This is a genomic window from Kitasatospora sp. NPDC057500, from assembly GCF_042802195.1.
Lineage (GTDB): Bacteria > Actinomycetota > Actinomycetes > Streptomycetales > Streptomycetaceae > Kitasatospora.
Map to the genome: position 1 here is coordinate 1 of NZ_JBHVER010000081.1, position 13,430 is coordinate 13,430.

At 72.7% G+C, this 13,430-nt stretch carries 10 protein-coding genes; 5 read left to right on the top strand and 5 right to left on the bottom strand.

Annotated features, from left to right (window positions below; genetic code table 11):
• Positions 1 to 160 precede the first annotated feature (160 nt).
• Positions 161 to 1,390: a cysteine--1-D-myo-inosityl 2-amino-2-deoxy-alpha-D-glucopyranoside ligase gene (gene mshC / locus ACFU74_RS18840; protein ID WP_380757999.1), complete on the top strand. Its 1,230-nt coding sequence runs from the start codon at positions 161 to 163 to the stop codon at positions 1,388 to 1,390.
• Positions 1,391 to 1,461: 71 nt separating this feature from the next.
• On the opposite strand, the gene ACFU74_RS18845 is transcribed toward mshC, so the two are convergent.
• Both ACFU74_RS18845 and ACFU74_RS18850 read right to left on the bottom strand, forming a co-directional pair.
• On the bottom strand, positions 1,462 to 2,220 hold the full coding sequence (locus ACFU74_RS18845) for a class I SAM-dependent methyltransferase (RefSeq protein ID WP_380758002.1): 759 nt from the start codon (positions 2,218 to 2,220) through the stop codon (positions 1,462 to 1,464).
• A 98-nt stretch (positions 2,221 to 2,318) separates the two neighbouring features.
• Positions 2,319 to 3,269 (bottom strand): PAC2 family protein, encoded by a 951-nt coding sequence (locus ACFU74_RS18850; RefSeq protein ID WP_380758005.1) that lies wholly within the window; start codon positions 3,267 to 3,269, stop codon positions 2,319 to 2,321.
• 319 nt (positions 3,270 to 3,588) lie between these two features.
• Here ACFU74_RS18850 and ACFU74_RS18855 point away from each other — a divergent pair, with 319 nt between their 5' ends.
• Positions 3,589 to 4,125: an SRPBCC domain-containing protein gene (locus ACFU74_RS18855; protein ID WP_380758007.1), complete on the top strand. Its 537-nt coding sequence runs from the start codon at positions 3,589 to 3,591 to the stop codon at positions 4,123 to 4,125.
• A 4-nt stretch (positions 4,126 to 4,129) separates the two neighbouring features.
• On the opposite strand, the gene ACFU74_RS18860 is transcribed toward ACFU74_RS18855, so the two are convergent.
• Entirely contained in the window at positions 4,130 to 5,230 is a 1,101-nt protein-coding gene (locus ACFU74_RS18860) for a glycoside hydrolase family 18 protein (RefSeq protein WP_380758010.1), read from the bottom strand.
• A 145-nt stretch (positions 5,231 to 5,375) separates the two neighbouring features.
• Between ACFU74_RS18860 and metH the strand changes: the two genes are divergently transcribed.
• From metH to ACFU74_RS18875, 3 genes are all read left to right on the top strand, one after another.
• Entirely contained in the window at positions 5,376 to 8,885 is a 3,510-nt protein-coding gene (gene metH, locus ACFU74_RS18865) for a methionine synthase (RefSeq protein WP_380758012.1), read from the top strand.
• Positions 8,886 to 9,025: 140 nt separating this feature from the next.
• A complete protein-coding gene (locus ACFU74_RS18870; RefSeq protein WP_380758014.1) occupies positions 9,026 to 9,730 on the top strand; it encodes an HAD family hydrolase in 705 nt (234 codons plus the stop codon).
• 290 nt (positions 9,731 to 10,020) lie between these two features.
• Positions 10,021 to 11,622 carry an ABC transporter substrate-binding protein gene (locus tag ACFU74_RS18875; protein ID WP_380758016.1) on the top strand — a complete coding sequence of 534 codons (1,602 nt, stop codon included), beginning with the start codon at positions 10,021 to 10,023 and terminating at the stop codon, positions 11,620 to 11,622.
• A gap of 73 nt (positions 11,623 to 11,695) precedes the next feature.
• On the opposite strand, the gene ACFU74_RS18880 is transcribed toward ACFU74_RS18875, so the two are convergent.
• Entirely contained in the window at positions 11,696 to 12,367 is a 672-nt protein-coding gene (locus ACFU74_RS18880; protein ID WP_030299918.1) for a response regulator transcription factor, read from the bottom strand.
• On the bottom strand, positions 12,368 to 13,276 hold the full coding sequence (locus ACFU74_RS18885; RefSeq protein WP_380758019.1) for a RecB family exonuclease: 909 nt from the start codon (positions 13,274 to 13,276) through the stop codon (positions 12,368 to 12,370).
• Positions 13,277 to 13,430 lie beyond the last annotated feature (154 nt).

Here is a 13,430-nt window from a genome sequence, read left to right on the forward strand (position 1 = left end):
CCGCGAGGCCGTGCGCGGGGCGGAGCGGCGACGGCTGCCCGCGCTGTCAAGCGCCGGGCACTATCGGTCCGGAACCGCTAGGGCCACGAAAGGAAGCGAATCCAGTCGATCTTGCCGACTGGTTAGGCTTTCAAATGTTCTCACGGTTAAAGTCAATGCCATGCATGCCTGGCCCGCCTCCGAGGTTCCCGCCCTGCCTGGTCAGGGGCTCCCCCTTCGAATCCACGACACCGCGACGGGCGGCGTCCGGGAGGTCGTGCCGCAGGACGGCACCGCCCGGATCTACGTCTGCGGCATCACCCCCTACGACGCGACCCACATGGGCCACGCCGCCACCTACAACGCCTTCGACCTGGTGCAGCGGGTGTGGAAGGACGCCGGCCACGACGTCCTCTACGTGCAGAACGTCACCGACGTCGACGACCCGCTGCTCCAGCGCGCGGTCGAGACCGGCCAGGACTGGGTCGCCCTCGCCGAGCGCGAGACCGCGCTCTTCCGCGAGGACATGACCGCCCTGCGGCTGCTCCCGCCGGCCCACTACATCGGCGCCGTCGAGTCCATCCCGTGGATCGTCCCGCTGGTCCAGAAGCTGCTGGCGAGCGGCGCCGCCTACGAGCTGGACGGCGACATCTACTTCTCGGTCGAGTCCGACCCGCGCTTCGGCGAGGTCTCCGGCCTCGACCGGGACGCCATGCGCCCGGTCTTCGCCGAGCGCGGCGGCGACCCGGACCGCCCCGGCAAGCGCCACCCGCTGGACGCCCTGCTCTGGCTGGCCGCCCGCCCCGGCGAGCCCGCCTGGGACACCGAGCTCGGCCACGGCCGCCCCGGCTGGCACATCGAGTGCGTCGCCATCGCGCTCCAGTTCCTCGGCATGTCCTTCGACATCCAGGGCGGCGGCAGCGACCTCTCCTTCCCGCACCACGAGATGGGCGCCTCGCACGCCCAGGTCGCCACCGGCGACCACCCGTACGCCCGGGCGTACGTGCACGCCGGCATGGTCGGCCTGGACGGCCACAAGATGTCCAAGTCCCGCGGCAACCTGGTCTTCGTCTCGGCGCTGCGCCGCGAGGGCGTCGACCCGGCGGCGATCCGCCTCGCCCTGCTCTCGCACCACTACCGCGAGGACTGGGAGTGGACCAAGGCCACCCTGGACGAGGCCGTCGAGCGGCTCGCCCGCTGGCGCGCCGCGGTCTCCCGCCCGGACGGGCCGGCCGCCGAGCAGCTGCTCGCCGAGGTCCGCGCCGCGCTCGCCGCCGACCTGGACGCGCCCGCCGCGCTGGCCGCGGTGGACCGCTGGGCCGCCTCGCAGCAGGCCGAGGGCGGTACCGACGCCGGCGCCCCGGGCCTGGTCACCCGCACCGTGGACGCACTGCTCGGCGTCGCGCTGTGACGTCCTGAAGCAACGCCGACGTCGCCCGGACACGCAGGGGCCGCCCGACCGGCGGCCCCTGCGTCGTGGCGTCAGGCCGCGTGGACCACCCTGATCTTCGACTGCTTGTGCGGCAGCGCCTCCCAGTCGGCCATCAGCTCGCCGCGCAGCCCGTACCGGGCGGCCAGCTCGATCAGCGACTCGGCCCGGTAGTAGAAGTCCTCCCGCAGCACCTGGTGCTCGACGTCCTCGGTCCGGTCGAAGGTGAAGTCGAAGAACCCCGAGGGGTGGAGGATCCGGCCCACGTTCGCCAGGCACTGCTCGACGACCCCGCGCGGCGAGTGGGAGAACACGCTGTGCGCGTGGACGACGGTGAAGTGCGCGTCCGGCAGGCAGGCGAGGTCGAGGCCCTGGACCAGGCCCAGGTTGGGGAGCTTCGCCTGGAGCCCGAACTCGACGACGGTGCGCCGGGCCGCGAGCAGGATGTCCGGCGAGATGTCGACACCGTGGTAGTGGCCGGGGGCGAGGTGGTCGATGAACCGCCAGCCGGCCCGGAGATTGCCGCAGCCGATCTCCAGCATCCGGTCCGCGGGCCGCAGGCCGTGGCCGATCAGATAGTCGAACTGCAGCTTTCCGAGGGCGAGCCAGTGCTCGCGGTCCTGGCTGCCGACCGCCCGGTCGGCGCTGCGCGCGGTGTCCGAGCGCATCACCGCCCGGTAGTAGCCGACGTGGTCGGGGGAGACCAGGCGCAGCCAGGTGTCGCGGGCCAGCCGCCGGGTGTGCGGGAGGATCCGGCCGGGGTGGGACAGGGCGTAGCGGGCCTGGTAGAGCTTGCTGGACCGGTTGGGCATGCCGTCACGCTAAACACGCCGCCGCCGTCCCGCCCGTCGCACCGGCGCGTCCTTGGGCCGCCCGGCGCACGCCGCCGCGTCCGGCGGGCACCCCGGGGTCACTCCTCCTCGGCGCCGTCCTGGCTCTCCCGGGCGGACGGCGGCTCCGGATCGGCGGGCCGCTCCGCGGTGGCGTGCCCGGCGACCGGCTTCTCCCCGGTCGGCCCTACGTTTTCCCGGCGCCGCAGGTAGCGCTCGAACTCGCGGGCGATCGCGTCGCCCGAGGCCTCCGGCAGCTCCGCGGTGTCCTGTGCCTCCTCCAGCTGCTGGACGTACTCGGCGACCTCGCTGTCCTCGGCGGCCAGCTGGTCCACGCCCAGCTGCCAGGCCCGGGCGTCCTCGCCGAGGTCGCCCGGCGGGATGCGCAGGTCCAGCAGGTCCTCCAGCTTGTTGATCAGCGCCAGGGTGGCCTTGGGGTTCGGCGGCTGCGCGACGTAGTGCGGTACCGCCGCCCAGAGCGTCACGGCCGGCACCCCGGCGTGCGTGCAGGCCTCCTGGAGCACCCCGACGATCCCGGTCGGGCCCTCGTAGCGGCTCTCCTCCAGGTCCAGCCGGCGGGCCAGCTCGGGGTCCGAGGTGACGCCGCTGACCGGTACCGGACGGCTGTGCGGGGTGTCGCCCAGCAGCGCGCCGAGGATCACCACCAGCTCGACGCCCAGCTCGTGCGCGAAGCCCAGCAGCTCGTTGCAGAACGAGCGCCAGCGCATGCTCGGCTCGATGCCGCGCACCAGCACCACGTCCCGGGTCTTCGGCTCGGTCACCCGGATCACCGAGAGCCGGGTGGTGGGCCAGGTGATCCGGCGCACCCCGCCGTCCAGCCACACGGTCGGCCGGTTGACCTGGAAGTCGTAGTAGTCCTCCGCGTCGAGCGCGGCGAACACCTTGCCGCCCCAGGTCTCGTCCAGATGCGCCAGAGCCGCGGAGGCGGCGTCGCCGGCGTCGTTCCACCCCTCGAAGGCGCAGACCATCACCGGGTCGATCAACTCGGGAACATCTTCCAGCTCGATCACCCAGCGTCTCCCTCCGGTCGGCCGCCTCCGCCCCGCCCGGCCGGGACTGCCCGGGCGCCGGCGGGCCGGATGCCGACGGTAGAACCTCTCGTCACCCATGGAACGCCTCGCTCCATGGTTCCCTACCTGCCCAGCCTACGGGCTTTGAAGCCCCGTTCCGGCGGGCCACCGGGACAGTCTGGGGGAGGGGGCGGCCGCGATCCAGCGGTTATCCGGGGACGCCGCCGTCCGGCCGCGCCCCGGCCCGGCGGCGGCGCGATGATGGGAGGGACGGGCGGAGCGACCGGGACCGGACGGCGTGGCTGCGAGGAGACGGCGGATGAGCGGGTGGCGGTGCACGGGTGCCGCGTCGGCGGCGCTGCTGACGGTGGCCGGGGCAGTGGCGGCCGGGGCGGTGGGGGCGCTCTGGGCCGCGGGGCGGCGGCTGCCGGTGGAGCACGTCAGCGGGGGCGGTCTGGAACTGTCGCAGCCGCCCGGCGCGGTCTGGGAGGTGCTGGCCGACATCGACCTCTTCCCGGCCTGGCGCCCCGACGTGGCGCACGTCGAACGGCTGCCCGCCACCGCCGCCGGACGCCCGCGCTGGCGCGAGGACGGCCGGCACGGGCACACCGTCCACGAGGTGGTGCAGAGCGAGGCCCCGCACCGCCTGGTGACCTGCACCGCCGACCCCGACCTGCCGTACGGCGGCACCTGGACGTTCGTGCTGACCGCGTCGGGCGACGGCTGCACCCTCACCGTCACCGAGCGCGGCGAGGTCTACCACCCGCTGTACCGGGGCTTCTCGCACTACGTCACCGGCGAGGGCGCCACCGTCCACCGCTTCCTGGCCGCGCTCGCCCACCGGATGGCCGGGTAGCGGGCTACCGCACCCAGTCGCGCCGGTAGTCGGCCCAGTTCTGCTCGGTGGCGGCGAAGTCCACGTACAGCCCGACGCCGAAGTTCCGCCGGTGCAGGTCGTGGCGCCCCAGGCCCAGCCGGATGCCCCGGATGCCGGCGGTCACCGTCTCGGCGCTGCCCCAGTGGCCCCACTCGTCCTCCCAGTAGAACGGCAGGCCCATCAGCAGGTCGACGTCCTCCGGGGTGGCCTCCAGCGCGAGTTCGGTCTGGTAGGCGTTGTAGGCGCCGTAGAACCCCTCGGTCGGCATGCTGGAGTCGTAGGTCATCACCGCGACCTGGTCGACCCGGCGGGCGGTGGCCGCGAAGTACGCCTGGTCCCACCACTTGCCGTGGCCGGTGAGCGCGATGCCCACGTTGTGCTGGTACGGCAGCGGGTCGATCTGCGGGACGGCCGCCGAGAGCACGGCGCCGCGCCCGGCGGTGACCGGGCGGACCGCGTCGAGCAGCGCCAGCCAGCCCTTCGAGCCGGGCCGGATCGGCTCCATGTCGAAGTGCACGCCGTCGAAGCCGAGGTCCAGCACCTGGCCGGCGGAGGCGGTGACCCGCTCGCGGGTGGCGGCGTCCTCCAGGTCGAGGGCGTCCTTCTCCGGCTTCACCTCGTCGCCCAGCCAGCTCTGCACCCGGACGCCGGGCAGCGCCCGGTGCGCGGCCTCGGTGAACCAGCGGGCGCGGGGGTGCACGGAGGGCGGCAGCGAGCCGTCGTGCTCCAGCGGGCCGGTGTGCACGTACAGGTCGCGGATGCCGGTGCCGGCCAGCCGCCGGGCGAGCTCGGCGATGTCGGCGTCACCCTTCCGGCCGTCGACCCAGGCGTGGCCCAGCCAGACCGCGTCGCGGCCCCGGGTGCGGGCCTCGGGGGAGGGGTCGCCGACGTACTGCAGCCGCAGCGCCAGCGCCGCCGAGCCGACCGGGACGGTCACCACGGCGACGGCCGCACCCAGCACCACCAGGGCCTTCCGCCACCGGGACCAGCCGCGCCAGCGCGCCCGCAGCGCCCCCGCCCGGGCCCCCGCCCACCGCCGCGCCCCGCGCGCCGTGTCTCGAATGCGTGTCCGCAATGCGGTCATGCCACTGGCTCCCCCCTGATGGCCGAACGATCAGGATACGGAACAGGTGGTCACCTCGGGCCGGGGGCCCGATACCCTGGCCACGTGCGTCCCCGATTCAGCGGGTTCGCAAAGCCGACAGCCGTCGCACCCAGGGAGAAGCCCCATGGCCATTGCAGCCACCCCGTCCGTCACCCAGCAGAGCCGCGCGAACGCGCTGCGCGAGGCGCTCGCCACCCGAGTGGTGGTGGCCGACGGAGCGATGGGAACCATGCTCCAGGCACAGGACCCCACGCTGGAGGACTTCCAGAACCTGGAGGGCTGCAACGAGGTCCTCAACCTGACCCGGCCCGACATCGTCCGCTCCGTGCACGACGCCTACTTCGCGGTCGGCGTGGACTGCGTGGAGACCAACACCTTCGGCGCCAACCACTCCGCGCTCGGCGAGTACGAGATCTCCGAGCGGGTCTTCGAGCTCTCCGAGGCCGGCGCCCGGCTGGCCCGCGAGGCCGCCGACGCGCACGCCGCCGAGGACGGCCGCCAGCGCTGGGTGCTCGGCTCGATCGGCCCCGGCACCAAGCTGCCGACCCTCGGCCACGCCCCGTACGAGACGCTGCGCGAGGGCTTCCGGCAGAACGCGGCCGGCCTGATCGCGGGCGGCGCGGACGCCCTGCTGGTGGAGACCAGCCAGGACCTGCTGCAGACCAAGGCCGCGATCCTGGGCTCCAAGCAGGCGCTGGCCGAGGCGGGCGTGGACCTGCCGGTGCTGGTCCAGGTGACCGTGGAGACCACCGGCACCATGCTGCTCGGCTCGGAGATCGGCGCCGCGCTGACCGCCCTGGAGCCGCTGGGCGTCGACTACATCGGCCTGAACTGCGCCACCGGCCCGGCCGAGATGAGCGAGCACCTGCGCTACCTGGCGAAGAACGCCCGGATCGGCCTGTCCTGCATGCCGAACGCCGGTCTGCCGGTGCTGGGCAAGGACGGCGCGCACTACCCGCTGAGCCCGGCCGAGCTGGCCGACGCGCACGACGTCTTCACCCGCGAGTACGGGCTGTCGCTGGTCGGCGGCTGCTGCGGCACCACGCCCGAGCACCTGCGCCAGGTGGTCGAGCGGGTGCAGGGCCGCCCGGTGGCGCCGCGCGACCCGCGCCCCGAGCCGGCCGCGGCCTCGCTGTACCAGACGGTGCCGTTCCGCCAGGACACCTCGTACCTGGCGATCGGCGAGCGCACCAACGCCAACGGCTCCAAGAAGTTCCGCGAGTCGATGCTGGCCGGCGACTGGCAGGCCTGCGTGGAGATCGCCCGCGACCAGATCCGCGACGGCTCCCACCTGCTGGACCTGTGCGTGGACTACGTCGGCCGCGACGGCGTCGCCGACATGAAGGAGATCGCCGGCCGGCTGGCGACCGCCTCGACCCTGCCGATCGTGCTGGACTCCACCGAGCCGGAGGTGCTGCGGGCGGGCCTGGAGGCGCTCGGCGGCCGGGCGGTGCTCAACTCGGTCAACTACGAGGACGGCAACGCCCCGGAGTCGCGCTTCGGCCGGATCGCCTCGCTGGCCCGCGAGCACGGCGCCGGCCTGATCGCGCTCACCATCGACGAGGAGGGCCAGGCCCGCACCGCCGACAAGAAGGTGGAGATCGCCGAGCGGCTGATCGCCGAGCTCACCGCGGACTACGGCATCGACGAGGGCTCGATCCTCGTCGACTGCCTGACCTTCACCCTGGCCACCGGCCAGGAGGAGTCCCGCCGGGACGGCATCGAGACCATCGAGGCGATCCGCGAGCTGAAGCGCCGCCGCCCGGCGGTGCAGACCACGCTGGGCCTGTCCAACATCTCCTTCGGCCTCAACCCGGCGGCCCGGGTCGTCCTCAACTCGGTCTTCCTGCACGAGTGCGTGGAGGCCGGTCTGGACTCGGCGATCGTGCACGCCTCCAAGATCCTGCCGATCTCGCGGATCCCGGAGGAGCAGCGCGAGGCCGCCCTCGACCTGGTCTACGACCGCCGCCGGGAGGGCTACGACCCGCTGCAGCGCCTGCTGGAGCTGTTCGAGGGCGTCTCCTCGGCCTCGGTCAGGGCCTCCAAGGCGGAGGAGCTGGCGGCGCTGCCGCTGGAGGAGCGCCTCCAGCGCCGGATCATCGACGGTGAGCGCAACGGCCTGGAGGCCGACCTGGACCAGGCGCTGACGGCCCGTCCGGCGCTGGAGATCATCAACGACACCCTGCTGTCCGGCATGAAGGTGGTCGGCGAGCTGTTCGGCTCCGGCCAGATGCAGCTGCCGTTCGTGCTCCAGTCCGCCGAGGTGATGAAGACCGCGGTGGCGCACCTGGAGCCGCACATGGAGAAGTCCGACGCGGAGGGCAAGGGCACCATCGTGCTGGCCACCGTGAAGGGCGACGTCCACGACATCGGCAAGAACCTGGTCGACATCATCCTGTCCAACAACGGCTACAACGTCGTCAACCTGGGCATCAAGCAGCCGGTCTCGGCGATCCTGGACGCCGCCCAGGAGCACCGGGCGGACGTCATCGGGATGTCCGGCCTGCTGGTCAAGTCCACCGTGATCATGAAGGAGAACCTGGAGGAGCTGAACCAGCGCAAGCTGGCGGCCCAGTTCCCGGTGATCCTCGGCGGCGCCGCGCTGACCCGCGCCTACGTCGAGCAGGACCTGCACGAGATCTACGAGGGCGAGGTCCGCTACGCCCGGGACGCCTTCGAGGGCCTGCGGCTGATGGACGCGCTGATCGCGGTCAAGCGCGGCGTGCCGGGTGCGGTGCTGCCGGAGCTCAAGCAGCGCCGGCACGCCCGGGTGGAGGTCGAGGAGCCGGAGGAGGTCAACCTCGGCCAGATCCGCTCCGACGTGGCGGTGGACAACCGGGTGCCGTCCCCGCCGTTCTGGGGGGAGCGGATCGTCAAGGGCGTGCCGTTCGCCGACTACGCCTCCTGGCTGGACGAGGACGCGCTGTTCAAGGGGCAGTGGGGCCTGAAGGCCGCCCGCACCGGCGAGGGCCCGTCCTACGAGGAGCTGGTGGAGACCGAGGGCCGGCCGCGGCTGCGGATGTGGCTGGACCGGCTGCAGACCGAGGGCTGGCTGGAGGCGGCCGTGGTCTACGGCTACTTCCCGGCCAACTCCAAGGGCGACGACCTGATCGTCTTCCACGAGGACGGCACCGAGCGGACCCGCTTCACCTTCCCGCGCCAGCGGCGCGGGCGGCGGCTGTGCCTGGCGGACTTCTTCCGCCCGGAGGAGTCCGGGGTGCGCGACGTGGTGGGCCTCCAGGTGGTCACCATGGGCAACCGGATCTCCGAGGCGGCCAACGAGCTGTTCGCCAACAACTCCTACCGCGACTACCTGGAGCTGCACGGCCTGTCCGTGCAGCTGGCCGAGGCGCTGGCCGAGTTCTGGCACGCCCGGGTCCGCTACGAGCTGGGCTTCGGCGACGAGGACCCGCAGGACGTCAAGGACATGTTCGCGCTCAAGTACCGCGGCGCCCGGTTCTCGCTCGGCTACGGGGCCTGCCCGGAGCTGGAGGACCGCGCCAAGATCGCCGAGCTGCTGAAGCCCGAGCGGATCGGCGTGGTGCTCTCCGAGGAGTTCCAGCTGCACCCCGAGCAGTCCACCGACGCGATCGTGATCCACCACCCGGAGGCGAAGTACTTCAACGCCCGGTAACGCCCGGGTTGCGCAACGTTCGCCCGATCCGGGCGACCCGGGCGTATCCTTGATGATCCTGAACGGGCCGGTCCGCTCAAAAGCGGGCCGGCCCGTGCCATCCCCGGGGCCGATCCGGGCACGGACGGAAGGATCCCGCCATGACCACCATCTCCACCGCCACGCAGACCCTCGGCGGCGACGACGACCGGGGCCTCCAGGCGGTGCTGCTGGACATGGACGGGACGCTGGTCGACACCGAGGACTTCTGGTGGCAGGCCGAGGTCACCCTCTTCGCCGACCTGGGCCACCGGCTGAGCGCCGAGGACCGCGCCCACGTGGTCGGCGGCCCGATGACCCGGGTGATCGACCACCTGCTGAGCAGCACCGGCGTGGACCTGTCGCCGGCCGACCTGACCGTGCTGATCAACCAGCGCTTCGTCGACCTGCTGGGCGGCGGGGTGCCGCTGATGCCGGGCGCCGAGCGGCTGCTCAACACGCTGGCCGCGCACGGCGTGCCGGCCGCGCTGGTGTCCGCCTCGCACCGGCACATCATCGACATCGTGCTCCGCTCGCTGGGCGCCGAGCACTTCGCGTTCTCGGTCGCGGGGGACGAGGTGCCGCGCACCAAGCCGCACCCGGACCCGTACCTGGAGGCGGCCCGCCGGCTGGGCGCCGACCCGGCGCGCTGCGTGGTGGTGGAGGACGCGCCGACCGGGGTGCGGGCCGCCGAGGCGGCCGGCTGCCCGGTGATCGCGGTGCCCTCGGTGGCGCCGATCGAGCCCGCGCCGGGGCGGCTGGTGCTCCCCTCGCTGGAGCACGTCGATCTGGACCTGCTGCGCTCCCTGGTGGCCTCGCGAGTGTGATTGTCGTCTCATTGCGGAGCGGCGGTACCGACCGGTAAGCGGGCCCGACGGGCCGGTCCCGGGGGGCGTCCCGGGAGAAAACGGGCATTGCCTGACAACTCTTCGGACAGGCCTGACCAGGGCCCGTCACCGTGTCCCAACCGTCACCTGTGCGGGTGGCGGGGGTGTGTGTTCGATATGGCACGCTACTCGGGTTCGTTCCACCCCCCGAGCCCAGGCACCGCCGCTGACGGGCACCCCCGTCGTGCCCGCGGTCGCAGCCGGACCGCACCCCCAGAAGGACGCGACCCGTGAAGACTTCAGCTGAACGACTGGCCGTGCTCGGCTGTGCCGGAATCGTCGCCGCCTCGGTGGCCGGCTGCGGCTCGGTCACCGAAGCCGTCAAGGGGGACGGCGACAAGGCCATCACCATGGGCACCACCGCGCTGACCACCGCCCTGGACCCGGCCGTCGCCTACGACGCCGGCTCCTGGCTGCTGATGCGCAACACCTTCCAGTCGCTGCTCAGCTACCCGGCCGCCTCCAGCTCGCCCACCCCGGACGCCGCCCAGACCTGCGAGTTCACCGCCGGCGACGCCACCCAGTACCGCTGCACCCTCAAGAGCGGGCTGAAGTTCTCCAACGGCCACGCGCTCACCGCCGCCGACGTCGTCCACTCGGTCCAGCGCACCCTGAAGATCAACGACCCGGGCGGCCCGGCCGGCCTGCTCTCGTCGATCAAGTCCGTCGAGGCGACCAACGACCTGGAGGTGGTCTTCCACCTCAACCAGCCCGACGCCACCCTCCCGGCCAAGCTGGCCGGCCCGGCCGGCGCCATCGTCGACCAGGAGGTCTACCCGGTCGACAAGGCGGTGCCCAACGACAAGCAGGTCGGCTCCGGCCCGTACCGGATCGACTCGGTCGAGGCGATGGCCAAGGGCGGCCCGGCGAAGGTCGTGCTGCTGCCCAACGACAAGTACACCGGCGACGCCAAGCTGCGGAACAAGAAGTTCACGCTGCGCTACTTCGACAAGCCGGCCGACCTCAAGTCCGCGCTCGACAGCGGCGAGGTCGACCTCGCCGACAACAGCCTGGAGCCGAACACCGCCGCCCAGATCCTCTCCGACCAGCAGGGCGGCAAGACCGACCTGCGCGTCGTCGAGGGCGACAGCAACGACACCCGCTACCTGGTCTTCAACACCAAGGACGCCACCGCCGGCAACGTCGCCGTCCGCCAGGCCGCCGCCCAGCTGATCGACCGCAAGGCCCTGGCCCGCGACGTCTTCGCACGCACCGTCCAGCCGCTGTACTCGATGGTCCCGGCCGGCGTCACCGGCCACACCAACGCCTTCTTCGACCGCTACGGCGACCAGGACGTCGCCAAGGCCAAGGCGATCCTCACCGCCGCCAAGGTGCCGACCCCGGTCAAGCTCACCCTCACCTGGTCGCGCTCGCGCGCCGAGGCCGCCGAGTCCGAGGCGCTGAAGAAGCAGCTGGAGGCCGGCGGGCTGTTCCAGATCACCGTCCAGCAGGAGCCGGACTGGGAGACCTACAAGAAGGGCTGGAACGAGGCCAAGTACCAGCTGTACACGATCGGCTGGTTCGCGGACTACCCGGACCCGGACAACTACGTCGCCCCGCTGATCGTCGACGGCGGCGCCTACCACCACGGCTGGGACGACCCCCAGATCAGCCAGAAGCTGGTGCCCGAGACCCTCAAGCAGACCGACCGGGCCGCCGCGACCAACTCCTACACCCAGATCCAGAGCATCGTCGCCAACAACGCCCCGCTCGTCCCGCTGTTCCAGAACAAGGCGTTCTTCACCTCCCGCTCCAACATCACCGGCGTGGAGTCCACCGTCGACACCACCGGCTTCTTCCGCTTCTGGGAGATCGGCCGCTCCGGCAAGTGACGCACCGCGGCCCGCCCGCCCCGCCCGGCCGAGGCCGGGGGAGCGGACGGGCCGCCGTCCGTCGCGGGGCCGCCTACAGCGCGCCCGGGCGCACCAGCCCGCTCTCGTAGGCGTACACCGCCGCCTGCACCCGGTCGCGCAGCTGCAGCTTGGTCAGCACATGGCCGACGTGCGTCTTCACCGTCGTCTCGCTGACGAACAGCTCCGCCGCGATCTCCGCGTTCGACAGCCCGCGCGCCACCAGCTTCAGCACCTCCAGCTCCCGCTCGGTCAGCGCGTTCAGCGCCTGCGGCGGAGCCTCCTCGCCCGACGGCAGCTTGGTGGCGTACATGTCCAGCAGCCGACGGGTGATCGACGGCGCCAGCATCGCCGCACCGTCCGCCACCACCCGGATCGCCTGCACCAGCTCCTCGGCCGGCACGTCCTTCAGCAGGAAGCCGCTCGCCCCCGCGCGCAGCGCCTCCACCACGTACTCGTCCAGGTCGAACGTGGTCAGCACCAGCACCTTCGCCGGACCGTCCCGCCCCGGACCGGCGATCCGACGGGTCGCCTCCACACCGTCCATCCGCGGCATCCGGATGTCCATCAGCACCACGTCGGGCTGCAGCGCCCGCACCTGGTCCAGCGCCTGCTGGCCGTCGCCGGCCTCACCGACCACCACCAGGTCGGACTCGGCCTCCAGGATCATCCGGAAACCGGTGCGCAGCAGCGGCTGGTCGTCGACCAGCAGCACTCGGATCGTCACCTAGGACTCCTCGCTCATGGGATCCCCCGTGGGATCGCCCTCGTCGGACGTACGCGCCAGCGGCAGCGGGTACGGCGGGGGCGTGCCGCCGAACTCCGGACAGCTGGCCTGGTGGTCGCACCAGTCGCAGAGCCGGTTGCGGGTCGCCGGGAAGTCGCCGGTCGCGACCGCCCGTCCGATCCGCTCCCACAGCGCCAGCAGCTTGCGCTCCACCGCGAGCAGGTCCGCCTCGTCCGGGTCGTAGCTCACCACGTCCCCGCCGCCGCCCAGGTAGACCAGCTGCAGCCGCTTGGGGATCACGCCCTTCCAGCGCCAGACCACCAGCGCGTAGAACTTCATCTGGAACATCGCCTTGCCCTCGAAATCCCGCGAGGGCGCCCGGCCGGTCTTGTAGTCCACCAGCCGGACCTCACCGGTCGGCGCGACGTCCACCCGGTCGATGTAGCCGCGCAGCAGCAGCCCCGACTCCAGCGCCGTCTCCACGTACAGCTCGCGCTCCACCGGGTGCAGCCGGGTCGGGTCCTCCAACCGGAACCACTGCGCGACCAGCTTCTCCGCGTCCGCCAGCCAGCGGGTCAGCGCCGCGCCGTCCGGGTCCCCGGGGAACAGCCCGGCCAGCTCCGGACGCTCGCCCAGCAGCCGCTCCCACTGCGGGCGCAGCAGCCCCAGCGCCCGCTCCGGCGTCCGGTCGGCCGCCGGCGAGTCGAACAGCCGCTCCAGCACCGCGTGCACCAGGGTGCCCCGGGTCGCCGCCGAGCTCGGCGGCTCCGGCAGCCGGTCGATCACCCGCAGCCGGTACAGCAACGGGCAGGTGAGGAAATCGCCGGCGCGCGACGGGGACAGCCCGGTCGGGGCCGCCGCCGGACGGGGCACGGCCGCGGCGGGGCCGCTGGTCTCGGTCTGCTGCATACCCCAGACCCTATTGCCCTGCGCTGTCATCCCGCTGCCACGGTGCTGCCGCAAAGCGGCCGCCACTGGGTATGAAGGCAGTGGGAACGCGAGGGGCGAGCGCAGCACGGCCACCCCGATCACGTAGCGTGGGCGCACCGGCGCCGACGGACGA